This is a genomic window from Paramagnetospirillum marisnigri (genome assembly GCF_001650715.1).
Classification (GTDB): Bacteria; Pseudomonadota; Alphaproteobacteria; order Rhodospirillales; family Magnetospirillaceae; genus Phaeospirillum; species Phaeospirillum marisnigri.
Window position 1 is genome coordinate 1 of sequence record NZ_LWQT01000060.1, and the last position, 26081, is coordinate 26081.

Consider the following 26081-nt stretch of genomic DNA (forward strand, 5'->3'; position numbering starts at 1 on the left):
CTCCGTCGCCCCTGGCCAGGCAACATCAACCATGCTTCACTAACATTCGATCTGGAGCCGCCATTGGGGGCCGGTCAGCATGCGATGAAGTGTCAGTCAAGTTTGGCATCCTCTTGGTTGCGCTGCTGGGTTCCGGTGACACTGCACCCGCTGACTCTCTCGCTGCCGCGTGGATAGGCGGGACGAGCCCGCGCATGACGGCAAAAGGGCGGATTGGGAAGGGCCGGGGGCCAATCGACAGTCAAACGGATTGGATGGGGAATGGGACACGGATGGACACGGATACCGCTTCGCGGCCACGGATAAGCGCGGAGAAAAAGGACTCGGCTCCTTGTTCCGGGGCAGACCTGGGGGGATGGCGAACGACGACGAACGTTCCAGTCCATCCGCGAGCGGCGCGAGGCGCCGCATCCGTGTTTTCCGTGTCTTGTGACTCCATCTTGGCCGGATTGGATTGACCCGGCCATCCATGGACCCTCGGGTCAAGCCCGAGGGTGACGAGGGATTGGCTCTATTCCGAAAGAAGGGCGGAGGGCGAGGGTCTCTTGTCCACCAGCCAAGCCCTCACCCGGCTCTGGCTTCGCCTTCGCCACCCTCTCCCGCGGGCGGGAGAGGGGAAGGTCACGACCAACCCTTGTCGCGTCGCGGAGGATGAAAACACTTATCCGTGTTCATTCGTGGACGAAAGAAAGATCGATCCCACACTGCGCGGCCGAAGCCCTCAGTACGCCCGGTCGATGCAGAAATCGATGACGTCGATCATGGCCTGCTTCACCGGAGAGTCCGGGAAGATGCCGAGCGCGTCGCGGGCGATCTCGCCGTAATGGCGGGCGCGGGCGACGGTGGCGGCCAGGCTGCCGTGCTTTTCCATCAGGGCGATGGCGCGATTCAGGTCGCCCTCGTCCTGTTCCAGCTTCTCGACACAGCGCTTCCAGAACTCGCGCTGTTCCTCGTCGCCGCGACGGAAGGCCAGGATCAGGGGCAGGGTGATCTTGCCCTCGCGGAAGTCGTCGCCCACGGTCTTGCCCAGCACCGCCTGCTTGGCGGAATAGTCCAGCACGTCGTCGATCAGCTGGAAGGCGATGCCGAGGTTGAGGCCATAGGATTCCAGCGCTTCCTCTTCGACCTTGGGCCGCTCGGCCACCACTGCGCCGATGCGGCAGGCGGCGGCGAACAGGGCGGCGGTCTTGGAGCGGATGACCTCGAGATAGGAATCCTCGCTGGTCTCGGTGTCGTTGGCGGTGATCAACTGCAGCACCTCGCCCTCGGCGATCACCGAGGAGGCGCGCGACAGGATGGCCAGCACCGACAGCGAGCCGTCCTCCACCATCAGCTCGAACGAGCGCGAGAACAGGAAATCGCCCACCAGCACGCTGGGCTTGTTGCCGAACAGGGCGTTGGCCGAGGCCTGGCCCCGGCGCAGGTCGGATTCGTCGACCACGTCGTCGTGCAGCAAGGTGGCGGTGTGGATGAATTCGACGCAGGCGGCCAGCTTGACGTGGCGTTCGCCCTGGTGGCCCGCCAGCTTGGCCGAGGCCAGGGTGAGGACCGGGCGCAGGCGCTTGCCGCCCGCCGCGATGATGTGGCCCGCCAGTTGGGGGATCAGTTCGACCGGCGAATGCATGCGCTCGACGATGGTCCGGTTGACCTTGAGCAAGTCATCCTTGACCAGAGCCACCAAGGCATCGAAGCTCTTGGCCTTCTTGCCGCGTTCGTCTTCCAAGCTGACCACGATCGCCACGATGAGAAAACTCCTACCTACCCTTGCGATGAACATAGTGTCGCTGTGGAAAGTCGGTCAAGCTTGCATCGCCTCCAATCCGTCGTTTCCTGAGAAAAGATGCATGCCATAACCGACATTGACTGCACCCGGGATACGCTGCTGGACGGCCGGGTCATGCTGACCCAGCCGAGAAACGGCTATCGCGCCGCCGTCGATCCGGTGCTGCTGGCCGCCGCCATCGCCGCCCGGCCGGGTGATCGGGTGCTCGATCTGGGCTGCGGCGTCGGCGCGGCCGCCTTGTGCCTGATGGCGCGGGTGCCGGGGCTAGATCTGGTGGGGCTGGAGATTCAGCCCCATCTGGCCGGGCTGGCCCGGGTCAATGCCGAGGCCAATGGCCAAGCGGGCTTCCAGGTGGAGGAGGGCAGTGCCGCCCAACCGCTGCACCGGCTGGGAAGCTTCGACCATGTCATCACCAATCCCCCCTATGTGGCGCAGGGGCGGGGCACGGCGCCGCCCACGGGGTCCAAGGCCCTGGCCCATATGGAGGGCGAGTTGGCGCTGGAGGGCTGGATCAGTGCCGCCGCCCGGCGGCTGCGGCCCAAGGGTGTCCTTACCGTCATCCATCGCGCCGACCGGCTGGACGAGCTGCTGGCGGCGCTGGCGGCGCGGGGACTGGGCGAGGTTCGTATCCGCCCGGTCTGGCCGCGCGCAAGCGAGGCGGCGGGACGGGTGGTGGTCTCGGGCCGCAAGGGCTCGCGCGCGCCGCTGGCGCTGCTGCCCGGCCTGGTGCTGCACCAAGGCGATGGCGGCTATACCGCCGAGGCCGAGGCCATCTTGCGCCATGCCGGGGTGTTTGAGTAAGGAGAGGTTCGGGTATGTTCGGAAAGTTTCTTCTCACCGTCGCGGTGATTGCCATCATCTGGTTCGGCTACCGCTACATGTCGCGGCAGGCGGAACTCAGGCGGCGGGGCGATGCCGGATCGAAGCCGGGCCAGCCGCCCCGCGACCTGCCTCGCGAGCGCGCCTCCGATCCCGAGGCCGAGACCCTGGTGGAATGCCGCGTCTGCGGATCGTGGCAGGCGGCGCGGGCGGCCAAGCCCTGCGGCCGCCCCGATTGTCCCTACTGATGGGAGCGGCTCAGCCGTTACCCCACCAGTAGACCCAGACGAACAGGAAGATCCACACCGCGTCCACGAAGTGCCAGTACCAGGCGGCGGCCTGGAAGCCGAGATGGCGCTTGGCCGAGAACTGGCCGCCCAGGGTGCGGACCAGGCACACCGCCAGGAAGCAGACGCCGACGAAGACGTGGAAGCCGTGGAAGCCGGTGGCCATGTAGAACACCGACGGATAGATGCCGTCCTTGAAGGCGAACAGGGCCGAACCGTATTCGTGGATCTGCAGCCCCAGGAACAGCACTCCCAGGGCGATGGTGAGCGCCAGCCAGCGGGTGGTGGGGCCGATGCGGTCTTCCATCAGGGCATGGTGGCCCCGGGTGAGGGTGAGGCCGGAACTCATCAGGATCAGGGTGTTGATGAAGGGCAGGTGCCAGGTGTCCAGTGGCACGATCCCGGCGGGCGGCCATTGGGTGGTCGTCGGCGCCACCCCCAGGGCGGAATGGAAGAAGGCCCAGAAGAATCCGGCGAAGAACATCACCTCGGAGGCGATGAATAAGGCCATGCCCAGCCGCAGGCCGTGGCGGACCTCGTGGGTATGGGACTGGCCGTCGCGGGATTCGCGGATCACGTCGCGCCACCATCCCGCCATGGTGACCAGCAGCAGGGCGACGCCCAGCAGCAGGATGGTGGTCTGGTCGCGGTGGTGGAAATAGGTGACGCCGCCATAGGCCAGGACCAGGGCGGAAATGCTGCCCACCAGCGGCCAGGGACTGGGGTCCACCAGATGATAGGGATGGGCCGGATGGGAGTCGGGATGGGATGATGCGTGGCTCATGACCGTCCGTTTCCTTTGCTGGCGGGCTCGATGGCCCGGAAGAACGTATAGGACAGGGTGATGGTCGATACTTCGTCGGTGTGGGGGTCGTCGGCCATGGCCGGATCGATGACGAAAGTCACCGGCATGTCCAGGCTCTGGCCGGGCTCCAGCACCTGCTCGGTGAAGCAGAAGCATTGGATCTTGGCGACATAGCGCCCGATCTTGTCGGGAGTGGCGTTGAACACCGCATTGCCGGTGACCGGCTTGTCCGACAGGTTGGTGGCGGTGAAGACGGCCAGGCTGTCCTCGCCCAGGCGCACCGTCATTTCGCGGGTCTGGGGGGCGAAGCGCCAGTCCAGCCCCTTGGCCACCGAGGCATCGAAGCGGATCTTGACCCAGCGTTCGCGCACTTGCTCCGACGCCGCCGCCACCTGCCGGGGCGGACCGCCGATACCCACCGCCTTGCAGAAGGCACGATAGAGCGGGACGCTGGCGACCACCAGCCCGACCATGGTGGAGACCACCAGGACAAGGGCCAGAACCGTCGTCAGCGGGCCGCGCTTCATGGGCATCACTCCGCCGGAGACCCGATATGGGGCAGGGTCTCGAAGGAATGGGCGGGCGGCGGCGAGCTGACCGTCCATTCCAGGGTGGTGGCGCCGCGGCCCCAGGGATTGGCTTCCACCGCCTTGCCCGCGGTGAACAGGCGCCACGCCACCACCAGGAAGAATACCGTCCCGGCGAAGGCGATATAGGCGCCGATGGAGGACACCATGTTCCACCCGGCGAAGGCATCGGGATAATCGGGAATGCGGCGCGGCATGCCCTGCACTCCCAGGAAGTGCTGCGGGAAGAAGGCCATGTTGACGCCGATGAAGGTGACCCAGAAATGGATCTTGCCCAGGGTTTCGGAGTACTGGCGCCCGCTCATCTTGCCGATCCAGTAGTAGAACCCGGCGAAGATGGCGAAGACGGCGCCCAGGCTCAGCACATAGTGGAAATGGGCGATGACGTAATAGGTGTCGTGCAGCGCCACGTCGACGGGGTTGTTGGCCAGCACCACGCCGGTGACGCCGCCCATGGTGAACAGGAAGACAAAGCCCACCGCCCACAGCATGGGCACCTTGAAGGTGATGGAGCCGCCCCACATGGTGGCGATCCAACTGAACACCTTGATGCCGGTGGGCACGGCGATGACCATGGTGGCGGCGGTGAAATAGGCCCTTGTATTGACGTCGAGGCCGGTGGTGAACATGTGGTGCGCCCACACCGCGAAGCCGATCACCCCGATGGAGACCATGGCATAGGCCATGCCCAGATAGCCGAATACCGGCTTCCTGGAGAAGGTGGCGATGATCTGGCTGACGATGCCGAAGGCGGGCAGGATCATGATGTAGACTTCGGGATGGCCGAAGAACCAGAACAGATGCTGGTAGAGCAGGGGGTCGCCGCCGCCCGAGGGGGCGAAGAAGGCGGTGCCGAAATTACGGTCGGTCAGCAGCATGGTGAGCGCGCCCGCCAGCACCGGGATGGAGAGCAGCAGCAGGAAGGCGGTCACCAGCATGGACCACACGAACAGCGGCATGCGGTGGAGCGTCATGCCCGGCGCGCGCATATTCAGCACGGTGGTGATGAAGTTGACGGCGCCCAGCACCGAACTCACCCCGGCCAGATGCAGCGCCAGGATGGCGAAGTCCACTGAGGCGTCGGGATGGCCGCTGGTGCTCAAGGGGGGATAAAGGGTCCAGCCGGTGCCGGCGCCCGCGCCCTCGAAGGCCGACAGCAGCATCAGGATGAAGGCGGGGGGCAGCAGCCAGAAGCTGATGTTGTTCAGGCGGGGGAAGGCCATGTCCGGCGCCCCGATCATCAGTGGCACGAACCAGTTGCCGAAGCCGCCGATCAGGGCGGGCATCACCGTGAAGAACACCATGGTCAGGGCGTGGGCGGTGACGAAGACATTGTACTGGTGCCAGTCGCCGCCGAAGATGGTGCCGCCGGGCTGGGCCAGTTGCATGCGGATGACCACGCTCATGGCGCCGCCGATCAGCCCGGCCGCCACCGAGAAGATCAGATAGAGCGTGCCGATGTCCTTGTGATTGGTGGAAAACAGCCAGCGGCGCCAGCCATGGGGAGTTGCGTGGCTCATGGGCGTTGCTCCTGGGCATCGGCAATGGGGACTTCGGCAATGGGGACTTCGGCAATGGGGGCTTCGGCCATGGCGATCGACCGGTTGGGCGGGGTTCCGTCGATGCGGGCGAACTTGGTCTTGGCGGTGGCGACCCAGGCGGCGAATTCCTCCTTGGACACGGCGCGGACATGCACCGGCATGAAGCCGTGGTTGACGCCGCACAGTTGCGAGCACTGGCCGTAATAGCTGCCGGGCTGGTTGACCTGGACCCAGCTTTCGTTGAGGCGGCCGGGAATGGCGTCGGTCTTGACCCCGAAGGCGGGCACCGCCCAGGAATGGATGACGTCGTCGGCGGTCATCTGCAGCCGGATCGGCACCCCCACTGGAACCACCACTTCGTTGTCGGCGGTCAGCAGGCGCGGCTGGCCCGGCTTCAGGTCCTCGGCCTGGACCATCAGCGAGTCGAACTTGAAGTCGTGGTCGGGATACTCATAGCTCCAGTACCACTGGTGGCCGACGATCTTCAGCGTCATGTCGGCGTCCTGGACCTTGTCCATGAAATAGAGCAGCCGGAACGACGGGATGGCGATCAGCAGCAAGATGATGGCGGGAATGGCGGTCCAGGCCACCTCCAGCGGCGTGTTGTGGGACCATTGCGCCGGCTTGGGGTTGCGGTCGGCCTTGAAGCGCCAGCAGGCATAGGCCAGCAGGCCGCTCACCAGCAAGGTGATCAGCACGATCACGCCGTTGATGAAACCGGCCAGGGACTGAATGCGCTCCATGGTCGGAGAAGCGCCGGGTTGGAAGCTGATGGCCCATGGCTGCGGCTCACCCGCAAAGACTCCCGGTGCAAGGGTTAGGGCGCCGATTGCCAGCGCCCAAACAAGAGCGGACCGTTTCATGTCGAGTGTCCCTCCCTGCCGTCCCGACCCGCTGGTGCGGGGGGTGTCATGGGGCCGACTCCTGGGGCTCCCATGAAAGTCATTCTTATTTGTGGGGTTGCTGCCCACGCTTTCCAAGCCCCCCCCTGCGAAAATCTCGGGACTCTTGATCTTGCGGTGCGGCACAGGATCGCTACATTAACGACACCTCATAAAGCGGACAGGATGGGCGCCATGCTTTCTCGATTGTTCAATGCCTTCGGTTCCGAGCCCACTCCGGGTTCCGACCAGGTGCAGGTCGTCGATGCCGCCACGGTGCGCGCCTGGTGGCAGGCGGGCGAGGTGGTGTTGATCGACGTGCGCGAGCGTGACGAGAATGCCGCCGAGCGGATCGAGGGCGCCATCAACCTGCCGCTCTCCACTTTCAATCCCGCCGATATGCCCAGGCCAGACGAGGGCAAGCGGCTGGTGATCCACTGCCGCAGCGGCGTTCGTTGCGGCAGCGCCACCAATCTGCTGTTGGCGGCGGGCTGGGACACGCCCATCCATCGCCTGAAGGGCGGCATCATCGGATGGGCGGCGGCGGGCGGCCCGACCGTCCGGGGCTGACCCGCTCATAATGTTTTAAGAAATGATCTAATATCCTGGTCCCGTGCCTCTTCACTTCAGGAGTGGACGACCATGGGCCAGAAGGCTGCGCGCCGCGAGAAATTGGCGGCAATTCGGGAACGGGCATTGGATGTGATATCCACGCCCGAGACCCAGACCCTGATGACCAGGGAGCGCGCCCTCGATTCCTTGGGCTATCTCTGGGAAGTCGAAAAGGAACGTCTGGGATCGCTGTTGGCCTGCTGACCAGCAGACCCGCCGAGTCCCCCCTTCCTTCCAGGAAGGGGGGAGGGGGGATCAGGCGTTAGCGCGGGCCGCAGCGCCGCGCCAGTTTGGCTTTGGCCTCGGCCTCGTCGGCGCAGTCGCGGCAATTCTTGGCATAGGGGTTGGCGCGCAGGCGATCGGACTCGATCTCTTCGCCGCAGGTGCGGCAGATGCCGTCCGACAGAATGGTTTCCGCTCGCCCAAGCACCGCCTGGATGGCGGTCGCGTTCAAAACCTCGACACGCTCGGCCGCAAGATCGATTTCGTCCATGCCCTTACTCCCCAGTAACGCATTGCACCCATATAGTGTATGCGTCGGGGCTGGATATCAATATCTATGATGAGGGGCTAGTCGCCGGATTTCGGGGTCCAGGCCAGCGAGGCATAAGTGTCGTCCTGGTTGCACAGTTCCGACAGCTTCGCGGCGGAAACCCGCAGCGGCGTGACGCCGTTGATGCTGAGCAGTCCCTTGCGCACCAGTTTCCAGCCCACCGAGACGCAGATGCTGGGCGGGATGTTGTCGGCGGTGACGGTGACCTGTCCGCCCTTGCTTTGCACGCGGATCGGCCCGCCATACAGATTGCGTTCGAACACCACGCCCTGGGACGCTTTTTCCATCTGGTCGACAAAGGCTTCCGGGCTGATGGAGGCGGGGGTGTTCGTATTGGGGCGCAGCAGGAAGGCCCCCAGCCCGAACGCCGCCAGCACCAGGGCCAGGGCGATCAGCGCCGCCACTTTGTGGCCGCCGCCGCCCGATGACTTGCGATGCCGATGGGCGCCGCCCTGTTGGTGAAGCGACAGATGTTTTCCCGGGGTGGCCGAATGCGAAATCATGATCGAATCCCCTTTGGGGAGAACGCTTCTGATCCTCACAGTCTAGGCCGATTTGATTAAGACAAGGTTTAGCAGCGTCCGCTTGGGCCCTGGATTCAAGAGAAAATTTGCTTTTGACCCGTGGGGTCGAGCCATTCTAGGTGCGGAGGCGATCCGCAATTGCCGTCATGCGCGGGCTTGTTCCGCGTATCCACGATGTTCCGCCAGCGTTTTGTCAGACGAATGGGCGTGGATGGCCGGGACAAGCCCGGCCAAGACGATGAAATAATCGAATTTGGAAACCGGACTCGGTGCCCTGCATGGGAAGCGAGGCGCCTGTTTCACGTAAGGGGGCGAGCTGCCCCCCAAAACGGACGAAACCCCAGCGTTTCCGCTGGGGTTTCGATGGTGGGCGGTACTGGGATTGAACCAGTGACCCCTACGATGTCAACGTAGTGCTCTCCCGCTGAGCTAACCGCCCTTATGAAGGCCGCGCGGGTCAGTGGCGGCCGTCGAGGGTCGTTCTTGTAACGTCGTTCGCGAGGCTTTGCAAGCCCTTCCGATGGGGCGGGCGACAGCTTTTTTTGAGGGGGGCTTTCTGCCGCTTCATCCCGGATATGACAGGCGCCGCGCTTGATGCTAAGAATGCCGCAAAGCCATGGATAGCAAGCCCGACACCCCTCAAGACGACGGTTCCGTGCTGACGGTGATGGCGCCGTCGCGGCAGACGGTGCCGCTGGTCTTCGCCTCGCCCCATTCCGGCCGGGCCTATCCTCCCGAATTCGTGGCATCCTCGCGATTGGACCCGGTGGCGCTGCGCCGCTCCGAGGACAGCTTCATCGACGAGCTTTATGCCGGGGTGGTGGAGTTGGGGGCGCCGTTGATCTGCGCCCTGTTCCCCCGGGCCTATTGCGACCCCAACCGCGAGCCCTATGAATTGGACCCCGCCATGTTCTCGGGGCCGCTGCCGCGCGAGGCCAATACCCGCAGTCCCCGGGTCATCGCCGGGCTGGGCACCATCGCCCGGGTGGTGGCCAGCGGCGCCGAGATCTATGCTAGGAAGCTGCCGGTCTCCGAGATCGAGGCCCGCATCGGACGCTGTTATCGGCCCTATCACGCCCGGCTGGCCCGGCTGGTGGAAGAAACCCGGGCGGCCTTCGGCTGGTCGTTGCTGGTGGACTGCCATTCCATGCCGTCGGTGGGCGGCCCCATGGACCGGGATTCCGGCCTGTCCCGGGTCGACGTGGTGCTGGGCGACTGTTTCGGCGGCGCCTGCGCCGCGCTGTTCACCGATGTGGCCGAGGAAACCTTCCAGGCCTTGGGCTATCGGGTGGTGCGCAACACGCCCTATGCCGGGGGCTTCACCACCCGCCATTACGGGCATCCGCGCCAGGGTAGCCACGCCTTGCAGATCGAACTGAACCGGGGGCTTTACATGGACGAGGCCGTCCATCGCCATGCCCCCGCCTTTGGCAAGGTTCAGGCCGACCTGCACCGGGTGGCCCAGGCGCTGTGCGCCGCCTCCTCGCAGGGAATGCCGCCATGAACCGTGCCTCTTCGCCGCTTCCGGTCCTGATCCGTGACGCCACCGAGGCCGATATGGCCTCGATCCAGTCCATCTACGCCTTCTACGTCACCCGTACCGCCGCCTCTTTCGAGGAGACGCCCCCCAGCGTCGAGGAGATCACCGGCCGCTGGTCCAATCTGGTGGGGCGCGGCATGCCCTTCCTGGTGGCGGAGGAGGAGGGCGAGGTGCTGGGCTATACCTATGCCGGTCCGTTCCGCCAGCGCTCGGCCTATCGCTACACGGTGGAGGATTCCATCTATGTCGCCCCCTTCGTGGTGCGCCGGGGAATCGGCCGGGTGCTGCTCGGCGCCCTGATCGAACGCTGCACCCAATTGGGCTACCGCCAGATGATCGGCGTGATCGGCGATTCCGCCAATCAGGCCTCCATCGCGTTGCATCGCGCCTGCGGCTTCGGCCAGGAAGGCGTGCTGCGCGGCGTGGGGCTCAAATTCGGCCGATGGGTCGATGTGGTGATCATGCACCGAACCCTGGGTGGCGACGACCGGCCGCTGCCCGACGGCGCCAAGGCGCCGCCCCTGCCCCCCGAGGATCTGCACGAGGAGAAGGATAATTGACCCAGAAGGTTCCCGACGAAGTCCGCCAAAGCCGCTACATCATCGTGGGCATGGCGGTGATCCTGATCATTCTCCTGGGCTCCCTGGCCTATGGTGCGATCAAGAGTTTCACGCCCCCCGGCTGATCGGCAATGCTAGGCGACACGGCACCGGCAAGTCAGGTCGGTGTCGAGGGGGCATCAAGACCGATCCGTGATGGATTTCTTTACATTCTGCGGCGCGGGTTATAAAAAATTCGAATGTTTTCAGTCTGTTGTTCATCTGGCGCACGGTTTGCGTATTGATCTGGAGGTCCGGTTCAGGCCGTTGATGGCTTGATGTCTCCAGCAAGGTGCGGCGCAATGAACAAATTGACGGTCCCGGGCTCGTCCATGGCGACAAAGCGTCCTCGCCACGGTGGCTCCCTGCCGCGACTGAGGGCCGTGGCGGAAGCCAAGGCTGCCCATGCGGCACCCAAAGTGCCATCGGTTCCCATGGACAGAGTGTTGCACGAGTTGCAGGTGCATCAGATCGAACTGGAGATGCAGAAGGACACCCTGCTGCGAACCCAGGCCGCCCTGGAGGACTCCCGCGACCGCTACATGGACCTCTACGACGTCGCCCCCGCCGGATATCTCACCCTCACCAAGGGGGGGAAGATCACCGAGCTCAGCCTGACCGCGGCGGGATTGTTGCGGGATGAGCGTGGAAAGCTGATCCAGGGACAGTTCTTGCGCTTCATCGCGCCCAAGGACCAGGACAAGTGGCAAATTCAGCTTCACCACGCATTCAAGACCGGCGGCAAGCATAATTGCGAACTGACCCTGGCGCTGGCGGATGGCTCCACCTTCGAGGCATGCCTGGATTATCTGCGCACCGGCACCAAGGATTCCTATGCCGTCCGTGTCGCCATCACCGACATATCCGCGCGCAAGCAAGCCGAGACGGAGCTTCGCATTGCCGCCATCGCCTTCGAGTCCCAGGAAGGCATGGTGGTCACCGACCCCGACGGCGTCATCTTGCGGGTCAATCGCGCCTTTACCCAGTTGACCGGCTACACTGCCGAGGAGGCGACGGGCCGCAAGCGCGTTCTCCTCACCTCCAATCGTCAGGACGCGGATTTCTATCGGAATATCCGCCAGACGCTGATCCGGGACGGCTATTGGCAAGGCGAGATGTGGAACCGCCGCAAGAATGGCGAGCTTTACGCCGAATGGCTGACCATTTCGGCGGTGATCGCCCCCGATGGCTCCACTACCCATTACGTGGGAGCCTTTTCCGAGGTGACCAAGGACAAGGAGGCCGAGGCGGTCATCCACCGCCTGGCCTATTACGATGCCCTCACCAACCTGCCCAACCGGCGCTTGCTGCATGACCGCATCAGCCAGGCCATGGTGGGCAGCAGTCGATCTGGCCATCATGTTGCGGTGGTATTCATGGACCTGGACAACTTCAAGTCTCTGAACGACACCCGCGGCCATGATGTCGGAGACCAGTTGCTTATGGAAGTGGCCCGTCGCATCCAGGCGCATGTGCGGGCAGGAGACACCGTGGCCAGGCTGGGGGGAGACGAGTTCGTTCTGATTCTCGAACATCTCAGTTCGGACGCCCATGCCGCCACTATCCAGGTCGCCACCCTGGGCGAGAAGATCCGCGAGGCCATCGCCCATCCTTGCGAACTCGACGGTGGCGAGTTCAACTGCACCGCCAGTTTCGGCGTGGCCCTGTGCCATGGCCAGAAAGACACGGTCGCCACGGTGCTGAAGAACGCCGATATCGCCATGTATCAGGCCAAGGGCGACGGCCGCGACCGGATTTGCTTCTTCGAGGCGCCCGCACCCTGTTAACCGATATGGCGCACCACCTGGGGACCCAGCAGGTTGGCGACGGATAGGGGAAGGCGCTTCCACGCCGCGATGAACAGGCGGAATTTGGGGTTGAGCGGATTGATCTCCGTGGGCTCACCTCCATTCTTCATCATGAACTCATGGCGGATGGGATGCGGCTCGAACCCCCAGTTCTTCTTGAAGTTGAAGGGGCCGCTGTCGACCTTTGAACGCCCGAAGTCAAAGACCGTGAAGCCGCGCTCATGGGCGTGGCGCATCAGCCGCCAATACATGAAGTCGTTGGCGCCCAGGTCGCGGGCGATGGGCAGGCAGCCGGTGTAATAGGGCATGACCGCGTCGCGGAAGTAGAAGTTCAGGACGCTGGCGATGGCCATGCCCTGATAGGTCACGGTCAGGCAGTCGCAGCTTCCGGCGAATTCCTTCATCAGGGCCGCGAAAAAGCGCTGGCCAAAGACCGGGGTTCCCATGTTGCGCATGCTGTAGGCGTAAAGGGGGAAGAAGCGGCCGGGATCGTTATCCAATCCATCGGCCAGTAACCGGGCGTCCACCGCCTTGCGCACCACCGCGCGCTGCTTGCGCGGAATCTGCTTGAGGCAGTCCTCGTCGCTGGCGGCCATGGTCCGGGAGAAATTGGCGTAGATGTCGGTCTTGGCCCACCATCCGTCGCCATCATGGGGACGGGGCGGGCGGCGCAGTTCCAGGCTGTCGGCGCCCAGCGACTTCATCAGCCGCAGGGCTTCGCCGTCCAGGGCCGCGTGGGCCTCGTCGTCCAGGGCGGCGACGCCGCCGCCGATGGTGAAGGCGGTGGAGATCAGCCGGTTGCCGAACAGCGGGCTGCGGACGTGAACCAGCGGCAGCACGCCGACAATCCTTCCGTTCCGCTCGGCGTAGAGATAGTGGCCCTTTTGCCGATAGACGGCCTCGATGACCGCCTTCCAGCCGCTGCGGTGGAAGAAGGTGGCGTCGGGGCAGTCCTTGACGACGAAGTGGTCCCACGCCTGGCGCCCACGATCATCCAGCGTCTTGATTTGCACGGCCATGCGTGTGTCCTCCTCGGCGTTACTGTCCTGGACGGAAGACCCGGTCCATGCGGTCCCAGGCGAAATCCGCCAGCAGCCTTTCCAGCCGCCCCACGGTCTTGCCGAGATTGAGGTAGTGGCGAAAGCGCGACTTGAGCCCAAGCGGCCTTACCCTTGGCTGCCGCGGGTCGATTTCCCAGGGATGGAAATAGAAGATGGCCGGCTTGCGGTCCTTGCCGTTGACCCGCGCGATGGCGGCCCGGCTGAGGCCGTAGGGAAACAGCCGGAAGAAGCCGCCGCCGCCGCCGGGCAGATTGCGCCCGCCCACTTGCACGGTGGTGATGGGGTATTCCTCGAATGCCATGCCTTCGAGCGGAAAGAAGGCGAAGCGGGGCGCGTCCGGCATGCCGTAATTGTCGCGCTTCACCGGATAGACGCTGGACGAATAGGCATAGCCTTCCGAGGCCAGGATGTCGAAGGCCCACATATTGTGGTGGCCGATGGAAAAGGTGGGGGCGCGGTAGCCGCGTACCGCCTCTCCCGTCAGGTCCTCCAGCAGGGACTTGGACCGGCGGACATCCTGGCGGAAGCCTTCTGCGTCCTGATGATCGGCGCGGCGGTGCTCGCTGCCGTGGCTGGCCAGTTCATGGCCCTCGGCGACGATCCGCCGCACCAGGCCCGGATGGCGTTCGGCCACCCAGCCCAGGGTGAAGAAGGTGGCCTTCACCCCGTGGCGGTCGAAAAGTTCGAGAATGCGGTTGGTATTGACCTCGACCCGCCGGGGCTGCGCCTCCCAGTCATCGCGATGGATGGCGCCCGCCAGGGCCTGGACCTGGAAATAGTCTTCCACATCCACCGACATGGCATTGACCAGCCTGCCATCGCGGCAGGGCGGCTCGAAGATCTTGGCGCGAAATCTGGTGGCCGCGGTGGTCATGATGGCTCCTCAATCGGGATCGGCATCGACGGACTCGTCTTGCAGGCTCTTTTCGATGGCGTAGGAAAAGAATTTCAGGGCGCGACCGTGGCGTTCGACGGTGCGGTCGATGCGGTCGACGCGCTGGACAAGCTGGGACGCATCGGGGGGCGTTCCGGAGCCAAGCATGACGCCGCCGGTGGGGCCGCTCGAACCGTCGATGACCTGGCTGGTCTCGCGCAGCAGGTCCTCGACCACGTTCCTGACCACGTCACGGTCCACGGTGTGAAGTTCGTCGAGAAAGCCGAACAGCATGATCCGCGAACAGATGGTGTTGATCTTGCGGGGCACGCCGCCGGTATGGACGAAGATGTCGGCCAGCGCCTCTTCGGTGAATCGCGGATCATTGCTCCACCCCACCACGGCGAGGCGATGGCGGATATACTCGCTGGTCTCCTCGGATCCCATGGGGCCGAGGTGATAAGACGCGATGATGCGCTGGCGGAACTGTTCCAGGTCCTTGGCCGCCAGGGTCCGGCGGAATTGCGGCTGGGCCAGCAGGAAGCTTTGCAGCGGAACCTTGGCGCCCACCTGGAAATTGGACAGCATCCGCAGTTCTTCCAGGGCCTGGGGCGGGACGTTCTGGGCTTCGTCGATCAGCAGCAGGGTGCGCTTGCCCTGCTGGTGATTGGTGACGAGGAAGTCCTCGATCCGGCATAGCAGCGAGGTCTTGTCGAGATTGGCGAAGTCAGGACGGCCATCGCCCACGGCGCCCCCACGATGTTGCGCGACCAGTGCGAGCATCCCGCCGTCCATGCCTTCATGACCCGCCAGCGGCCGCCGGACGATGTCGGCGTGGCGGGAGGCCGCCCATGACCGCCGCCAGTCCCGCCATGGTCGGCGGCTTCGTCCTGAGCGGCCTGGGGCTGCTGGTGGCGGCCATCGTGCTGTTCGGCAGCATGCATCTGTTCAGTCCGGCGGTGCATGCGGTGGTTTATTTCCGGGAATCCGTCGCCAATCTGAATGTGGGGGCGCCGGTGACATTCCGGGGGGTGCGGGTGGGATCGGTGACGGGGATCGCGGTCAATCTCAATATGACCGACCTCACGGCGCGGATTCCGGTCTATCTCGACATCGATCCCTCGGCGATCTTCCTGGAAAACAGCGTCGCCGAGCGCACCGACACGGATTTCGGGCGCCTGCTGAAGGCGGGCCTGCGGGCGCAGCTGAACATGCAAAGCCTGATCACCGGTCAGCTCCGCATCGACCTGGACATCCAGCCGGGCCGCGCGGTTGCCAGTTCTTCCGCCGATCAGGCCGTGGCGGAAATTCCCTCCATCCCCTCGCGGCTTCAGACCCTCGAGGGCGAGATCGCCGATCTGCCGCTGAAGGAGATGGTCGAGAACGCCCGCCAGACCCTGGCCGCCATTCAGCAGGTGGCGGATGAACTGCCGCGCAAGGTCGGTCCCCTGGCCGACAGCCTAAAGCAGACATCGGATGCCGCCCGGGTCACCCTGGACAGTATCGACCGGCTGGCCATGGCCGGGGAAACCCAATTGAGCGTCAATGGCCGACAGTTGGGACGGGTGCTGGAAGCCTCGGAGCGCACCATGCGCGGTGCCGAGGCCCTGGTGGGGGTACTGACGGAGATGACGGCGGCGGGGTCGCCCATGCAGGGCGATCTGCAGGCGGCCATCCGCGATCTGGCGGCCAGCGCCGCGTCCATGCGTGGCTTTTCCCACGAGATCGAGCGCGACCCCAGCCTGATCCTGCGCGGAAGGACGCTGCGATGAGACGCGCCTTGACGGTGGTGGCATTGGCGGCATCGCTGGCGGGCTGTGCCCTGGCCCCTCCCATGCGGAGCTATGTGCTGGGTGAGCGACCCCAAGGGATGGCCGTGGCGCGGGCGGAGAGCAGCCAGACGACCATCGAGCTCAAGACCGTCTCGCTTCCCGATTATCTGGATTCCACCGATATCCTGCGGCGGGTCGGCCCCAATGAAGTGGCCCCCAGCCCCACCGGACGGTGGGGCGAGCGCCTGTCGCTGGGCGTGACCGCCGCCTTGGCCTCCGCCCTGTCGCGGCGCAGGCCCGATCTGGCGGTCGTGACGGTTCCGCCGCCCCGGCCAGGGCAACGGATCGTCGTCGATATCCAGGCTCTGGATACCGACGCGGCGGGGCAATGCCGGATGGAGGCGCGCTGGCGCATCGCCGGGCCGGATGCCCGCGGACCGTCCACCAGCGGCCATGGCATCTTCGCCGATGGCGCCGACGCCCCGGACGACGCGGCGCTGGCGGCGGCGCTCACCAGAGTGATCGATCAACTGGCGGAAGGGATCGTCGCGACACTCGAACACGAGTGAATCTGTACCGGCATGATCGAGGAATGGGCATGGCCAAGCGTGTTAAGCCGAAAATTCAGCTCGGTGACCGCTTCATCAAGGTGGGCGAGGCGCACGGGCGCATCTGGGAGGTCGTGGATCTCCGGGTCACCGTCGACGGTATCCTCCATGCCCAATTGCGGGCGACGGGCCGGGACGGCGGCGCCATGACCATTGCCGCCGGCGTGCTGATGGATACCGATTTCTGGCGCGCGGCGCTCAACGGATCAGGCCTCTCTCGCGGTAATAGCGCAGGGCGCCGGGATGAATCGGAATGACCGCCTCGCTGGGGACCATGTCCTGGGCGGTCAGGGGCGCCAGCGCCGGGTGCAGGCGCCGGAACGCATCCAAATTCTCGAACACGGACTTGACCATCTCATAGGCCAGGTCATCGGGCAGGGCACTCGACGCGATCAGAACCGAACGGCTGCCGAAGGTCGGGGTGTCGTCGGGATTGCCCACATACATGCCGCCGGGAATGGTCGAGGCGACATAATAGGAATGCGCGGCGAGGAGCCGGTCGACCTCAAGCCCGGCGACCCGCACCAGCCTGGCGTCGCAGCCCTGGGTCGCGTCCTGGGTCAATCCATCGGGATGGCCCGCCTCGAAGATAATGGCATCGACCTGATTGTCGCAAAGCTCTTGATTCTGTTCAACGGCCCCCAATTCAAGCACCCGTTCCCAGTCATGGATGGTCCAGCCATAGAAGCCGAGGATAACGTCGCGGGTCAGGGTGTATCCCGATCCGGTCATGCCGATACCGATGCGCTTGCCGCGCAGATCGGCGAAGTCGCGGATTCCCGTGTCCGCGCGGGCGACCACGGTGAACGCCTCGGGATACAGGGCGATCAGCATGCGCAGGCCCAGGGCGGGCCCGGAGGATCTGAATGGTCCCTGGCCATGGAACGCGGCATAGGCCATATCGGTCTGCGACAATCCGAACATGGCTTCCTTTGCCTGAATTCGCCGGACATTGGCGACGGAACCATCGGAGCGCACGGCGACGCAGGGGCGGCCCAGATGGTCGCCGGACAGATTGAACATGCGGCAGATGGCGTTGCCCACCGGGTGGTAGATGCCGCCCGGAACTCCGGTGGCAAGGCTCAACTGGGGCGGCGCCAGGATGGTGGACAGGTTGGTGCAGCCGACAACGGCCCCTGCCAGGATGAACGCCACCAAGCCTGTCCTGCGGAAGGTCGACATGATCCGGCACACTCCTGGTGTTTTGGGGGATGGAGCTAATTGTCGAGCAGATAGCGGACCGACGTGCCGTCATGCTCGAACTCGCCGTGCACCCAAAGGCTTTTCCTGTCGTACCAGATGCTGCCGGCGAGATAGGGGGTGATGAAGGTGTAGCGGGTGACCGGGACGCGGTGGCCGGATATCAGAAGCTCTTCATCAGCGTACTTACGAGACGTTATGCCGATGACGCCGCCATGCTGGGCGTCGACCACGGTGTCCTGCTCCAGCACTTGTGGTGTCCAAAGACTGTTGGACGTCAATGTGGCGGCAGGCGCGAAGAAGGGGCGGCCCTTGCTTACCACCCGGAAGCCTTGGGGGGTCTCCCGGCCCTCCACGTGAAGGCTTTCCCCGTCCTCTTCCGTGTCGCTTCGCATCGAGGACAATTGCCCCATGCGCCATACTTCCTCCGAGCGGTGGGCGAAGGCGTAGGTGGTGATGAAGGCGGTTTTGACCAACAGGTGGATTTCGGTGGTGATTACCGTTTCCCGATTCGCCGAGGAGGACAGGATGGTGTGGCTGCCGATGCGGTCTCCGTCATAGAGGACAGAGAAGCGACGGTTGGCGGCTTCGATGGGGAAGCGAACTGTGGTCGCCGCCACGGCCAGCCCCGGAAAGGCTCCACAGACCGCCCCGGCGAGTCCCGCCGCCATCACGCTACGGCGCGAAAGTCCGGGGGGGACGTGGTGTGAGGGGGGGGACACGGGATGGCCTCGACTTCCATGACTGACGAGACGACGAGAGTTTTCCGACATCATCATGACATGGAGGCATTGTGAGGCTTGGGCATGGGGGCGATAGGTTCGGAAACTACCGGGGGCGGCGCCCGACACGTCGTCCTCGGCACGGAAAACAGCCAAAAAAACCGCTGGGTTGCCCCAGCGGCTTGAGTTTTGGCAAAGAGCGCGCTGATCGGATCCGGGATGGCCTCGCCAACCTGTCGCCAGGGGAGAGAGATCCCTTCATTCTGAATGAACTGGCCACGGCCATTCAGGAAATGGGTGGCGAATTCGTCCTGCCGTTCCGATTCATGTGTGGACGGCCCCCGTTGGGCAAGGAGTTTCCGACAGTCGATGATGCTCTGGTCAGGTTCATTCATGTGTCCGGCCTACGAGACGCGGCTTGCAGGCCGCTGGCCATGATGGTGTCGGTGGATCGGTTCCCAATCAAAATGCCGCGCTGCTGTGCGCGTTGAATCAGGCGGGTTGTCCCGATCCCCGGCTTGACCTGGTCATCATCAGGGATGTCGCTCTCTCCTGCCCAAACTGGTTAAGCCTGTCGTTGCGGCGTCATGCGCCGACGGGTTCCAGGCGGTAGGTCTCGTCCCGTGTCATGACGGCCCAGACGATCCGGGCGACCTTGTTGGCGACCGCCACCGTGACGAGGCGGGCGGGCTTGCGCTCCAGAAGCTGGTTGGCCCATCTGCTGACGGTGGTGGCTTTTCGCCGGGTGTAGCGGACGACGGCGGTGGCGCCGACGACCAAGAGATGGCGCAGATAGCGGTCTCCCATTTTCGATATACCGCCCATTCGTTCCTTGCCGCCGGACGAGTTCTGCTTGGGCACCAAGCCCAGCCAGGCGGCGAATTGGCGGCCGGATCGGAAGACGGTGGCGTCATTGATCGTGGCGACCAGGGCCGTGGCGGTGATGAAGCCGATGCCAGGGATGGTTTCCAGTCTCTGGCAGACGGGATGCGTCCGATGCCAGGCCAGCAGTTCCATCTCGATCCTGCGGATCTGCTGGCTGAGCCCATCGATCATCTCGGCAATCAGTAACAAGGTCTGCCGCGCCAGTTCTGGAAGCGGGGCATCCTGTTGGCCCAGGACCTTGATCAGGTCGCGGACATGGGTTCTCCCCTTGGGGGCGATGATCCCATATTCCGCAAGGTGCGCACGCAGCGCGCTTACCTGGGCGGTTCTTTGCCGGACCAGAAGCTGACGCGCCCGATGCAGCATGAGGATGCTTTGGGCGTTGGCCGACTTGATCGCCACGAAGCGCATATTTGGGCGGGTGACGGCCTCGCAGATTGCCTCGGCGTCGGCCGCGTCGTTCTTGTTCCGCTTCACGTAGGCCTTGACGTAAGCCGGGGGCATCAGCTTGACCTGATGGCCCAATCTCTCCAACTCGCGAGCCCAATGATGGGATGTGGCGCAGGCTTCCATGCCGACAAGGCAGCCGGGCAAAGTGCCAAACACGGTGAGAAGTTTGTCGCGCCGGACCTTCTTGCGAAGAACCACCCGTCCGTCACTATCCACCCCGTGGATCTGAAAGACGTTCTTGGCGATGTCGAGGCCAATCGTTGTAACCTGTATGAGGACGGCTCCTGTTCGTTGATAGGTTGCCTGACAGCACCATCCTGGCACATTGCGATGCCGTCTGGTCGGGGGCCGTCCACCCCATCAAGAAGGAAGAGAGCGAGCGGACTTCCCATTACCTGGTCTTCGTCTCGAAGAACGTCCGTGGCTACGACATCATGAAGCAGATCATGGCGAGCGAGAGTTCGACCACTGACCAGGGGGTGCCATCCTTCACCTACGCTCCCGCCGACGCTCGGTATCCTCTACTGTTCTCACTGAGCCGTCCCCTTGATGCGCTTGGGGGCATGCTCTTGGAGAAGTTCGCTGGGCGGACGCTCTCCATGAAGCAAATCTATGAACAGCACAACATCGGCACCCAGTTCATTCCCCGGAACTACAAAGAGGTCTTGAACCGCTTGGAAGCGGAAGGGAAGATCGCGGCGAAGCCCGCAGCGCCAGACCGGCAGGTGCGGAATGGTCAAACCACTTTTGCGGACAACGTGATGATCTCCTTCCCCCGCCTGGGCGCCTGATGGCGACCAAGACCTCGATCGAATGGACAGAGTGCACCTGGAATCCAGTTGTTGGCTGTACGGTGATCTCCCCTGGCTGCACCAATTGCTACGCCATGCGAATGGCCGCGCGACTCGCCGCCATGGGCCAGGACCGGTATCAGGGAACGACAAGGAAGAGTGGCGGGCGCAGCAAGTGGACTGGTCTGATCAAAATACTATCGAGGCGGCGGTCTATGCCCCTAGAAGCTGGCGCACCGGGCGGATGATTTTCGTCAACAGCATGTCCGATCTCTTTCATGAGGACATGCCGCTCGACTTCATAGCCAGGGTGTTCGGCACCATGCGAGCCACCCCGCAGCACACCTATCAGGTCCTGACCAAGCGCGCCGACCGATTGCTAGAGTTGGCATCGCGGCTGCCATGGCCGAAGAACGTCTGGATGGGCGTGAGCGTCGAGAACGTCGACTACCTGTGGCGGATCGAAAAGCTTCGCGAGACACCGGCTACAATCAAGTTCCTCAGCATTGAGCCACTTCTTGGCCCGCTCGACGCCATCGATCTGCGCGGGATTGACTGGGTAATCGTCGGGGGCGAGAGCGGTCCGGGCGCCAGACCGATGGACCCAGATTGGGTTCGCTCAATCCGCGATCAGTGCATTCAGGCTGGCGTTGCCTTCCACTTCAAGCAGTGGGGCGGAATCGTCAAGAGCCGCAATGGCCGGGTACTCGACGGCAGAACCTGGGAGCAGTTCCCTCGTTCGCCCTGACGACGCCATTCAGGACACGCCGGAGATGGTGGCCCAGCACTATTCCCATGGCTGATGTCCTGGTCGAGATGGACGCTATCATCGGCAATGGGGGCCGTGATCCGTTCGCCGCCGGGGAGTGATGAAGCTGTCCCTGCCGTATACCAGCCCATAAGGTCTCGGGTGTGTTACCTGCTCCTGCACAGCCTGCCGGATGGTCGACTGGAGCCGAGCTCAGTTCATGGCGGTACAGTTTTTGATACTGCCCCTTGACGGCTGGGGCGTAAGGGTATAAAAAATAATACCATAAATGATTGCGGTATTGTTTTAACTACCGCATCAGGCGGGCTCCACCGCTTTCGGTACGGAAAACAAGACCATGGCGACTCTGCGCTACGGTATCGTCACCTTCAAGGACCAGCGGGTCGGGATCCTGTCCGAACTGGCGGGCGGTGGCACCCGCTTCACCTATGATGACGGTGTCGATCAGTCGATCGGCTGTGCCTTGCCCGTTTCCCGGAAAGTCCACGAGTACCCCCATGGCATCCATCCGTTCTTCGCCCATCTGGCTCCGGAAGGCTGGCTGCGGGAGCGGCAATCGGCGTTCGCGGACATCGACAGGGACGATGATTTCGGCATCCTGCTGGCCTTCGGAGTGGATTGCATCGGTGCGGTCGGGATCATTGATCCGGGCCACAGCCATGACAAGGTCCGGCTGAAATCCGCTTCTGCTCCCCTTGATGCCGCTGCGATCACTGCCGAGCGGACCATCAGCGGCGTTCAGGCCAAGATCCTGTGTGCCGCCAATGGGGCAGGGGGATTCCGTCCTGCCGGTGCGACAGAGGCCTCCCCCTTCATCGCCAAGTTCCCGGAGAGCCGCCTGCCCGATATGGTGGCCAATGAGGCGACGACCATGGAACTGCTCCGCATCCTGCTGGGCGGAGACGAGGTTGCTGAGTCTAGGCTGGCGACGATCGACGGCATCGACGGCATCGCCCTGGTGGTCAGCCGTTTCGATCGTGCCGGGGGCGCCAAGCTCCGCTGCGAGGATTTCGCGCAAGCGCTCGCCCAGCCTCCCGGCCTGGACCACCACGGCAAGTACAATGCCGGCTACGAGGCCATCGGTCGGGCCTTGGAGCATTCAGCGGCTCGTCTGCTCGATGCCAGGCGCCTGTTCAAGCGGCTGGCAGCCTATGTGCTGCTGGGCAACGTGGATTGCCATCTGAAGAACTGGAGTCTGGTGGAGACGGAAGACGGACTGCGTCTGTCGCCGGCTTATGACGTGCTCAACGGCTATCTGTATGCCGATGCTGGCTACACCACCCGCTTCGGCCTGACCATCGGCACCGAGCGGCTGCACTGGGAGCGCTACGACCGCGCCCTGCTGCTCGGCATCGCGGAGGAGATTGGGCTGACCCGGCGCGCCGCCGAGGGCGCACTGGCCGAGCTTGGCCGGGGCAAGTCGGCCTTGGACAAACGGCTGGCCCAAGGCTTGCGCCTGGACGAGGGACGCAGTTGGGCCTATCGCGCCGCGGTCGCCGCCGCCTGGGAGAGACTCCATGGCTGATGTCAAACTACCCGACCTGAAAGCCATTGCCGCCCAGGCTCTTGAGCGGCGCAAGCGGTCCGGCCTGTCGCAGAAGGCCCTGGCCGATTTGGCAGGTGTCGGCCATGTCACCGTCATCGCCCTGGAACGGGGCGACGGCAACCTGCGGTTGGAGAATGCCTGGCGGATCCTGGCGGCCCTGGGGCTGGCAGAGGAAGCGACCGGGCGATAAAGAGGGCGGATGGGCAGTCTTGTCGTCAACCCCTTGGAATCGCTGGACGCGTTCACCGTCAGATTTCGAGGGTGGCGCAGTCCGGGGCTGCGCGTCCAGCTTTTCACGCGCCCACACGGTTCCGCATTTGTTCTTGACTTTTTCAGATGAAGCTGGCATGGTCCGCAGCGGATCGTCCGCCGGTTCGGCTCTCACAAGTGATGAGCGAGCATTTGGCGCCCGGCATCCGCATTCCCCATCCCGTCATACGCACGCGGCTGCGCGGCCTTGGCCTTGCGCGCCGGTGGCATCGCATAAGGATTTGCCATGTCCATAACCCTGAAAGAAACCATCGGAAGCTCCTACCCCATCGACCCCGAGGATGTCTGGAACGTCAAATCCAGTCTGTCCGATCTCGGCTATTACGAGGCGCCAGAGGCCTACGGCATGACGCCCTGGCCGGATAGCCCCATGTTCGAAAGCATCAAGTCCTTCCAGAAGGACCACGACCTCGAGGTGGATGGCATCATGAAGCCCGAGGGGCCGACCCTTGCCACCATGAACAGAAAGCTCTCCCAGGCCGACAATTCTTCGTCCGATGACGGCCAGCAGTTGGCCTATAATCCGGCGGCAACCAATCTGCTCGACACGATCCTGCAGCGGAGGTCGAAAGGCGGCGGCGGCGGCGGCGGCAATTCCTGCCCCGGCGACCGGGGGCCGGGGTCGAACGAGGATTGCGATAGATTGGCGGAGCTTGATGAGGATATGTGCCGGAGGCTTCCTCCGATTCCCCGCTTGCGTCAGCCGTGCTGGGAATCTGCGAACCAGCGGAATGCGGCCTGCAAGGCAGGTCGCCCGATGCCGCCGCTCAATACTGGAGATTGGTAACGCATGGATGAATACGCCGTTGAGGTAACGGCCAAGGGAGCCGATGGCTCCCTTGAACCGTTTCACATCTATGTTGGTGCGCCGGAGATCAAGGATGGCGTACATGCCTGCCTGTGGTGGTGTACCGGGTTTAGTGGTGGTTTTTGGCAGGGCGGAGCGTCACCGGAACAAGCATATCGAGAGGCATTCAAGAATGTCGCCCGGCTGATCCATCACGATGGCTTGACCCTGCTAACGACCGACGGCGCCCCCTTCCACCTTCCTGATCCACCTGACGGATGCGAGGAGAAGGGATGAAGCCGTCCACCCTTGCCGCACCCTTCCTCAAGCGCGTCACCCTGCTCCCCGAGAAGGTGGAGGCGGGCCGTTTTCCCTTCGGCCATCTGCCGTTCCTGAAACGGGATGATTTCGCCCTCGATTTCGGATCAGCCATCACCATCCTGATGGGCGAGAACGGCAGCGGCAAATCCACCCTGATCGAGGGGATCGCGTCTTGCGCCGGTTTTCCCATGCTGGGCGGCAGCCGGGACCACCGACCGGCGGAGGACGCGGGCTCGGGTGCATTGGGAAACGCCTTACGCCTGTCCTGGCTGCCCAAGGTCTCCAATGGCTTCTTCTTCCGGGCCGAGAGCTTTTTCGGCCTTGCCGGTTATCTGGACGAGGTGGGCTCCCTGGATCGCCAGGGTGGACGGGCTCTGCACCGTCAAAGCCACGGCGAGGCCTTCATGGCCATGTTCCAAAACCGCCTCGACTCAGGCCAGCGCGCCATCTACCTGCTGGACGAACCGGAAGTGGCGCTGTCGCCGACGCGTCAACTGGCGTTCCTGCGCATCCTGCGGGATTGGCAGCGCTCGGGCCAAGTGCAGGCCATTATCGCCACCCATTCCCCCATCCTGATGGCCTTGCCCGGGGCCGAATTGCTGTCGCTGGACGGCGGGGCCATCCACCCCGTGACCTTGCAGGATACCGAGCATTTCCGCGTCACCCGCCGCTTCCTCATGGATCCGGATAAGGCATTGCGCGACCTGCTAGACGAGGAGGAATAAACTGATTTCCAGGGTGACGCAGTGCGGGCGGCAAGTCCAGCTTCCCTGGAGGCGTTTGATCCACTTGGATTGTTCGCTCAATGGCTGATTGTTGAGATTTCTACCCGCCCATGCCACAGTAGTTTGGAGCAAGCCCGAAAACGGCCACCCCGCAAGGGGAGAGCGTCGGGAAGCCACCGGCGACAACAACCAGGAAATGCTCTCCATCTATTAGGAGCGCTTGGGAGCCGGTCGGTGGTCGGCGGAGGATGGCCGTCGCCCGCCACTCCTGCCTTCGCCGCCATCACCAACCGCCTGCCGGATCACGCTGGTAGGAAGCACCATGCGCAAGGGCTGGGACGGCAGGGCGACGAAGCCAAATTGGCGGTAGAACGGCACCGCCGCATCGTCGATGGCGTCCAGCACCAGGAAGGCGATGCCACCATACTCGCCCGCCCGAAGGTTCTGCCCCATGGCGTCGCGCAGCAGCATGCGGCCGATGCCCTTGCCATGCATGGACTGATCGACACCGGGGAACCCCAGATAGAACGCGCCAATACCGGGAAAGGGGCGGCCTTTCGGCATCAGGTCGGTGGGCAGATCGTCGGCCAGCAGCGAATGGGCGCTGAGCGAGTGATAGCCCAGAACCTTGGGGGTTCCCTCGGCCACGGCGACACGCACCACGGCAAGGTTCTCAGCCACCTGTTTCTTGGCGGTTGACCCTCCCCCCGTGAATGGCTCCAGGTTGAATGTAATAATTCAACTGACCATGAAGGGGACATTCCATGCCGAAGAAGAGACATACCGCCGAAGAGATCATCGGCAAGCTGCGTGAAGCGGACGTGCTTCTGGCGCAAGGCCGGAAGGTGGCCGACGTCGCCAAGGCTTTGGCGGTAACGGAGGTTACGTACTACCGCTGGCGCCAGGAATACGGTGGGATGAAGGTCTCACAGGCCAAGCGGCTCAAGGAGCTTGAGCGCGA

General features: G+C 63.9%; 34 protein-coding genes and 1 tRNA gene. 20 read left to right on the forward strand and 15 right to left on the reverse strand.

Translation table 11 applies throughout. The features are described from left to right. Positions 1 to 721: 721 nt before the first annotated feature. Positions 722 to 1741, reverse strand: a complete 1020-nt coding sequence (locus A6A04_RS11915) for a polyprenyl synthetase family protein (RefSeq protein ID WP_068493165.1) — start codon at positions 1739 to 1741, stop codon at positions 722 to 724. Positions 1742 to 1840: 99 nt separating this feature from the next. Between A6A04_RS11915 and A6A04_RS11920 the strand changes: the two genes are divergently transcribed. Both A6A04_RS11920 and A6A04_RS11925 read left to right on the forward strand, forming a co-directional pair. Further along, complete coding sequence (locus A6A04_RS11920; RefSeq protein ID WP_068493168.1) at positions 1841 to 2584, forward strand: tRNA1(Val) (adenine(37)-N6)-methyltransferase; 744 nt, start codon at positions 1841 to 1843, stop codon at positions 2582 to 2584. Positions 2585 to 2598: 14 nt separating this feature from the next. Beyond that, on the forward strand, positions 2599 to 2850 hold the full coding sequence (locus tag A6A04_RS11925; RefSeq protein WP_068493169.1) for a hypothetical protein: 252 nt from the start codon (positions 2599 to 2601) through the stop codon (positions 2848 to 2850). A 10-nt stretch (positions 2851 to 2860) separates the two neighbouring features. Here the strand turns inward: A6A04_RS11925 and A6A04_RS11930 are convergent, their stop codons facing one another. Genes A6A04_RS11930 through coxB form a run of 4 tightly spaced genes read right to left on the reverse strand, consistent with a single transcriptional unit; the run spans position 2861 to position 6565 of the window. Further along, complete coding sequence (locus A6A04_RS11930; RefSeq protein ID WP_068493171.1) at positions 2861 to 3673, reverse strand: cytochrome c oxidase subunit 3; 813 nt, start codon at positions 3671 to 3673, stop codon at positions 2861 to 2863. Then, entirely contained in the window at positions 3670 to 4221 is a 552-nt protein-coding gene (locus tag A6A04_RS11935) for a cytochrome c oxidase assembly protein (protein ID WP_245651181.1), read from the reverse strand. The genes A6A04_RS11930 and A6A04_RS11935 overlap by 4 nt, the downstream gene beginning before the upstream one ends. 5 nt (positions 4222 to 4226) lie before the next feature. After that, positions 4227 to 5801: a cytochrome c oxidase subunit I gene (gene ctaD / locus A6A04_RS11940; protein WP_068493175.1), complete on the reverse strand. Its 1575-nt coding sequence runs from the start codon at positions 5799 to 5801 to the stop codon at positions 4227 to 4229. Then, positions 5798 to 6565 carry a cytochrome c oxidase subunit II gene (gene coxB / locus A6A04_RS11945; protein WP_245651182.1) on the reverse strand — a complete coding sequence of 256 codons (768 nt, stop codon included), beginning with the start codon at positions 6563 to 6565 and terminating at the stop codon, positions 5798 to 5800. Before coxB ends, ctaD begins: the two co-directional genes overlap by 4 nt. Positions 6566 to 6898: 333 nt before the next feature. Between coxB and A6A04_RS11950 the strand changes: the two genes are divergently transcribed. Next, a complete protein-coding gene (locus A6A04_RS11950) occupies positions 6899 to 7273 on the forward strand; it encodes a rhodanese-like domain-containing protein (protein ID WP_068493217.1) in 375 nt (124 codons plus the stop codon). A 72-nt stretch (positions 7274 to 7345) separates the two neighbouring features. Then, positions 7346 to 7519: a hypothetical protein gene (locus tag A6A04_RS22690; protein ID WP_172822762.1), complete on the forward strand. Its 174-nt coding sequence runs from the start codon at positions 7346 to 7348 to the stop codon at positions 7517 to 7519. A 58-nt stretch (positions 7520 to 7577) separates the two neighbouring features. On the opposite strand, the gene A6A04_RS11955 is transcribed toward A6A04_RS22690, so the two are convergent. The 3 genes from A6A04_RS11955 to A6A04_RS11965 all read right to left on the reverse strand — a co-directional run bounded on the left by A6A04_RS11955 (position 7578) and on the right by A6A04_RS11965 (position 8831). Beyond that, positions 7578 to 7808 (reverse strand): TraR/DksA C4-type zinc finger protein, encoded by a 231-nt coding sequence (locus tag A6A04_RS11955; RefSeq protein WP_068493181.1) that lies wholly within the window; start codon positions 7806 to 7808, stop codon positions 7578 to 7580. 77 nt (positions 7809 to 7885) lie between these two features. Then, positions 7886 to 8371 carry a hypothetical protein gene (locus tag A6A04_RS11960; protein ID WP_245651183.1) on the reverse strand — a complete coding sequence of 162 codons (486 nt, stop codon included), beginning with the start codon at positions 8369 to 8371 and terminating at the stop codon, positions 7886 to 7888. A gap of 385 nt (positions 8372 to 8756) precedes the next feature. Further along, a tRNA-Val gene (locus tag A6A04_RS11965) sits at positions 8757 to 8831 on the reverse strand. 177 nt (positions 8832 to 9008) lie between these two features. On the opposite strand from A6A04_RS11965, the gene A6A04_RS11970 reads away from it, so the two are divergent. The 4 genes from A6A04_RS11970 (at position 9009) to A6A04_RS23440 (ending at position 12318) form a co-directional block, all read left to right on the forward strand. Beyond that, positions 9009 to 9896: an N-formylglutamate amidohydrolase gene (locus tag A6A04_RS11970; RefSeq protein ID WP_068493183.1), complete on the forward strand. Its 888-nt coding sequence runs from the start codon at positions 9009 to 9011 to the stop codon at positions 9894 to 9896. Then, positions 9893 to 10492 (forward strand): GNAT family N-acetyltransferase, encoded by a 600-nt coding sequence (locus A6A04_RS11975; RefSeq protein ID WP_068493185.1) that lies wholly within the window; start codon positions 9893 to 9895, stop codon positions 10490 to 10492. The genes A6A04_RS11970 and A6A04_RS11975 overlap by 4 nt, the downstream gene beginning before the upstream one ends. Further along, positions 10489 to 10617, forward strand: a complete 129-nt coding sequence (locus A6A04_RS23435; protein WP_281196774.1) for a hypothetical protein — start codon at positions 10489 to 10491, stop codon at positions 10615 to 10617. Before A6A04_RS11975 ends, A6A04_RS23435 begins: the two co-directional genes overlap by 4 nt. A 246-nt stretch (positions 10618 to 10863) precedes the next feature. Further along, positions 10864 to 12318 carry a diguanylate cyclase domain-containing protein gene (locus A6A04_RS23440; RefSeq protein ID WP_172822763.1) on the forward strand — a complete coding sequence of 485 codons (1455 nt, stop codon included), beginning with the start codon at positions 10864 to 10866 and terminating at the stop codon, positions 12316 to 12318. On the opposite strand, the gene A6A04_RS11985 is transcribed toward A6A04_RS23440, so the two are convergent. From A6A04_RS11985 to A6A04_RS11995, 3 genes are read right to left on the reverse strand one after another with little or no spacing between them, the layout of a single operon-like run. Beyond that, positions 12315 to 13358 (reverse strand): FemAB family XrtA/PEP-CTERM system-associated protein, encoded by a 1044-nt coding sequence (locus A6A04_RS11985; protein ID WP_068493189.1) that lies wholly within the window; start codon positions 13356 to 13358, stop codon positions 12315 to 12317. The genes A6A04_RS23440 and A6A04_RS11985 overlap by 4 nt on opposite strands. A 19-nt stretch (positions 13359 to 13377) precedes the next feature. After that, the gene (locus A6A04_RS11990; protein WP_068493191.1) at positions 13378 to 14274 is read right to left on the reverse strand and encodes an XrtA system polysaccharide deacetylase; all 897 of its coding nucleotides are present in this window, start codon (positions 14272 to 14274) and stop codon (positions 13378 to 13380) included. 9 nt (positions 14275 to 14283) lie between these two features. Continuing rightward, entirely contained in the window at positions 14284 to 15057 is a 774-nt protein-coding gene (locus tag A6A04_RS11995) for an ExeA family protein (RefSeq protein WP_245651184.1), read from the reverse strand. A gap of 68 nt (positions 15058 to 15125) precedes the next feature. Here A6A04_RS11995 and A6A04_RS12000 point away from each other — a divergent pair, with 68 nt between their 5' ends. Genes A6A04_RS12000 through A6A04_RS12010 form a run of 3 tightly spaced genes read left to right on the forward strand, consistent with a single transcriptional unit; the run spans position 15126 to position 16911 of the window. Then, the gene (locus tag A6A04_RS12000; protein ID WP_068493195.1) at positions 15126 to 16046 is read left to right on the forward strand and encodes an MlaD family protein; all 921 of its coding nucleotides are present in this window, start codon (positions 15126 to 15128) and stop codon (positions 16044 to 16046) included. Further along, positions 16043 to 16615, forward strand: a complete 573-nt coding sequence (locus A6A04_RS12005) for a PqiC family protein (RefSeq protein WP_068493197.1) — start codon at positions 16043 to 16045, stop codon at positions 16613 to 16615. The genes A6A04_RS12000 and A6A04_RS12005 overlap by 4 nt, the downstream gene beginning before the upstream one ends. Positions 16616 to 16644: 29 nt before the next feature. After that, entirely contained in the window at positions 16645 to 16911 is a 267-nt protein-coding gene (locus A6A04_RS12010; RefSeq protein WP_156612578.1) for a hypothetical protein, read from the forward strand. Here A6A04_RS12010 and A6A04_RS12015 read toward each other — a convergent pair. The 3 genes from A6A04_RS12015 to A6A04_RS12030 all read right to left on the reverse strand — a co-directional run bounded on the left by A6A04_RS12015 (position 16853) and on the right by A6A04_RS12030 (position 20184). Next, positions 16853 to 17836 (reverse strand): TAXI family TRAP transporter solute-binding subunit, encoded by a 984-nt coding sequence (locus A6A04_RS12015; protein ID WP_068493201.1) that lies wholly within the window; start codon positions 17834 to 17836, stop codon positions 16853 to 16855. The genes A6A04_RS12010 and A6A04_RS12015 overlap by 59 nt on opposite strands. A 35-nt stretch (positions 17837 to 17871) precedes the next feature. After that, positions 17872 to 18474, reverse strand: coding sequence for a DUF6134 family protein (locus A6A04_RS12020; protein WP_156612579.1), 603 nt, complete (start codon positions 18472 to 18474; stop codon positions 17872 to 17874). Positions 18475 to 19161: 687 nt separating this feature from the next. Then, the gene (locus A6A04_RS12030) at positions 19162 to 20184 is read right to left on the reverse strand and encodes an IS110 family RNA-guided transposase (RefSeq protein WP_068493221.1); all 1023 of its coding nucleotides are present in this window, start codon (positions 20182 to 20184) and stop codon (positions 19162 to 19164) included. Between the two features lie 26 nt (positions 20185 to 20210). On the opposite strand from A6A04_RS12030, the gene A6A04_RS12035 reads away from it, so the two are divergent. The 8 genes from A6A04_RS12035 (at position 20211) to A6A04_RS12060 (ending at position 25120) form a co-directional block, all read left to right on the forward strand. Continuing rightward, positions 20211 to 20702, forward strand: a complete 492-nt coding sequence (locus tag A6A04_RS12035; RefSeq protein ID WP_156612580.1) for a hypothetical protein — start codon at positions 20211 to 20213, stop codon at positions 20700 to 20702. Continuing rightward, on the forward strand, positions 20702 to 20950 hold the full coding sequence (locus tag A6A04_RS23595) for a DUF5131 family protein (RefSeq protein WP_216636102.1): 249 nt from the start codon (positions 20702 to 20704) through the stop codon (positions 20948 to 20950). Before A6A04_RS12035 ends, A6A04_RS23595 begins: the two co-directional genes overlap by 1 nt. Then, on the forward strand, positions 20878 to 21450 hold the full coding sequence (locus tag A6A04_RS12040) for a DUF5131 family protein (RefSeq protein WP_216636103.1): 573 nt from the start codon (positions 20878 to 20880) through the stop codon (positions 21448 to 21450). Before A6A04_RS23595 ends, A6A04_RS12040 begins: the two co-directional genes overlap by 73 nt. A gap of 358 nt (positions 21451 to 21808) precedes the next feature. Further along, entirely contained in the window at positions 21809 to 22996 is a 1188-nt protein-coding gene (locus tag A6A04_RS12045) for a type II toxin-antitoxin system HipA family toxin (RefSeq protein ID WP_068493208.1), read from the forward strand. Next, positions 22989 to 23207 carry a helix-turn-helix transcriptional regulator gene (locus A6A04_RS12050; protein ID WP_068493210.1) on the forward strand — a complete coding sequence of 73 codons (219 nt, stop codon included), beginning with the start codon at positions 22989 to 22991 and terminating at the stop codon, positions 23205 to 23207. Before A6A04_RS12045 ends, A6A04_RS12050 begins: the two co-directional genes overlap by 8 nt. Before the next feature lie 306 nt (positions 23208 to 23513). Then, positions 23514 to 24074 carry a peptidoglycan-binding protein gene (locus A6A04_RS12055; protein ID WP_068493212.1) on the forward strand — a complete coding sequence of 187 codons (561 nt, stop codon included), beginning with the start codon at positions 23514 to 23516 and terminating at the stop codon, positions 24072 to 24074. Positions 24075 to 24077: 3 nt separating this feature from the next. After that, complete coding sequence (locus A6A04_RS21695) at positions 24078 to 24371, forward strand: hypothetical protein (protein ID WP_082914878.1); 294 nt, start codon at positions 24078 to 24080, stop codon at positions 24369 to 24371. Then, on the forward strand, positions 24368 to 25120 hold the full coding sequence (locus tag A6A04_RS12060; RefSeq protein WP_068493213.1) for an AAA family ATPase: 753 nt from the start codon (positions 24368 to 24370) through the stop codon (positions 25118 to 25120). Before A6A04_RS21695 ends, A6A04_RS12060 begins: the two co-directional genes overlap by 4 nt. Before the next feature lie 210 nt (positions 25121 to 25330). Here the strand turns inward: A6A04_RS12060 and A6A04_RS12065 are convergent, their stop codons facing one another. Continuing rightward, positions 25331 to 25801, reverse strand: a complete 471-nt coding sequence (locus A6A04_RS12065; RefSeq protein ID WP_172822764.1) for a GNAT family N-acetyltransferase — start codon at positions 25799 to 25801, stop codon at positions 25331 to 25333. 83 nt (positions 25802 to 25884) lie between these two features. On the opposite strand from A6A04_RS12065, the gene A6A04_RS12070 reads away from it, so the two are divergent. Further along, the coding region (locus A6A04_RS12070) for a transposase (protein ID WP_068492287.1) at positions 25885 to 26081 on the forward strand (197 nt) is incomplete at its 3' end.

Bases quoted from the DNA above. Each gene is read 5' to 3' on its own strand.
- A6A04_RS21695 (WP_082914878.1), top strand. From the start codon at position 24,078: ATGGATGAATACGCCGTTGAGGTAACGGCCAAGGGAGCCGATGGCTCC.
- A6A04_RS12000 (WP_068493195.1), top strand. From the start codon at position 15,126: ATGACCGCCGCCAGTCCCGCCATGGTCGGCGGCTTCGTCCTGAGCGGC.
- A6A04_RS11985 (WP_068493189.1), bottom strand. From the start codon at position 13,358: ATGGCCGTGCAAATCAAGACGCTGGATGATCGTGGGCGCCAGGCGTGG.
- A6A04_RS12045 (WP_068493208.1), top strand. From the start codon at position 21,809: ATGGCGACTCTGCGCTACGGTATCGTCACCTTCAAGGACCAGCGGGTC.
- A6A04_RS12010 (WP_156612578.1), top strand. From the start codon at position 16,645: ATGGCCAAGCGTGTTAAGCCGAAAATTCAGCTCGGTGACCGCTTCATC.
- coxB (WP_245651182.1), bottom strand. From the start codon at position 6,565: ATGGAGCGCATTCAGTCCCTGGCCGGTTTCATCAACGGCGTGATCGTG.
- A6A04_RS11925 (WP_068493169.1), top strand. From the start codon at position 2,599: ATGTTCGGAAAGTTTCTTCTCACCGTCGCGGTGATTGCCATCATCTGG.
- A6A04_RS23440 (WP_172822763.1), top strand. From the start codon at position 10,864: ATGGCGACAAAGCGTCCTCGCCACGGTGGCTCCCTGCCGCGACTGAGG.
- ctaD (WP_068493175.1), bottom strand. From the start codon at position 5,801: ATGAGCCACGCAACTCCCCATGGCTGGCGCCGCTGGCTGTTTTCCACC.
- A6A04_RS11930 (WP_068493171.1), bottom strand. From the start codon at position 3,673: ATGAGCCACGCATCATCCCATCCCGACTCCCATCCGGCCCATCCCTAT.
- A6A04_RS11995 (WP_245651184.1), bottom strand. From the start codon at position 15,057: ATGCTCGCACTGGTCGCGCAACATCGTGGGGGCGCCGTGGGCGATGGC.
- A6A04_RS12060 (WP_068493213.1), top strand. From the start codon at position 24,368: ATGAAGCCGTCCACCCTTGCCGCACCCTTCCTCAAGCGCGTCACCCTG.
- A6A04_RS11990 (WP_068493191.1), bottom strand. From the start codon at position 14,274: ATGACCACCGCGGCCACCAGATTTCGCGCCAAGATCTTCGAGCCGCCC.
- A6A04_RS12005 (WP_068493197.1), top strand. From the start codon at position 16,043: ATGAGACGCGCCTTGACGGTGGTGGCATTGGCGGCATCGCTGGCGGGC.
- A6A04_RS12050 (WP_068493210.1), top strand. From the start codon at position 22,989: ATGGCTGATGTCAAACTACCCGACCTGAAAGCCATTGCCGCCCAGGCT.
- A6A04_RS11970 (WP_068493183.1), top strand. From the start codon at position 9,009: ATGGATAGCAAGCCCGACACCCCTCAAGACGACGGTTCCGTGCTGACG.
- A6A04_RS12015 (WP_068493201.1), bottom strand. From the start codon at position 17,836: ATGTCGACCTTCCGCAGGACAGGCTTGGTGGCGTTCATCCTGGCAGGG.
- A6A04_RS11975 (WP_068493185.1), top strand. From the start codon at position 9,893: ATGAACCGTGCCTCTTCGCCGCTTCCGGTCCTGATCCGTGACGCCACC.
- A6A04_RS11950 (WP_068493217.1), top strand. From the start codon at position 6,899: ATGCTTTCTCGATTGTTCAATGCCTTCGGTTCCGAGCCCACTCCGGGT.
- A6A04_RS12055 (WP_068493212.1), top strand. From the start codon at position 23,514: ATGTCCATAACCCTGAAAGAAACCATCGGAAGCTCCTACCCCATCGAC.
- A6A04_RS23595 (WP_216636102.1), top strand. From the start codon at position 20,702: ATGGCGACCAAGACCTCGATCGAATGGACAGAGTGCACCTGGAATCCA.
- A6A04_RS11960 (WP_245651183.1), bottom strand. From the start codon at position 8,371: ATGATTTCGCATTCGGCCACCCCGGGAAAACATCTGTCGCTTCACCAA.
- A6A04_RS11920 (WP_068493168.1), top strand. From the start codon at position 1,841: ATGCATGCCATAACCGACATTGACTGCACCCGGGATACGCTGCTGGAC.
- A6A04_RS11935 (WP_245651181.1), bottom strand. From the start codon at position 4,221: ATGAAGCGCGGCCCGCTGACGACGGTTCTGGCCCTTGTCCTGGTGGTC.
- A6A04_RS22690 (WP_172822762.1), top strand. From the start codon at position 7,346: ATGGGCCAGAAGGCTGCGCGCCGCGAGAAATTGGCGGCAATTCGGGAA.
- A6A04_RS11955 (WP_068493181.1), bottom strand. From the start codon at position 7,808: ATGGACGAAATCGATCTTGCGGCCGAGCGTGTCGAGGTTTTGAACGCG.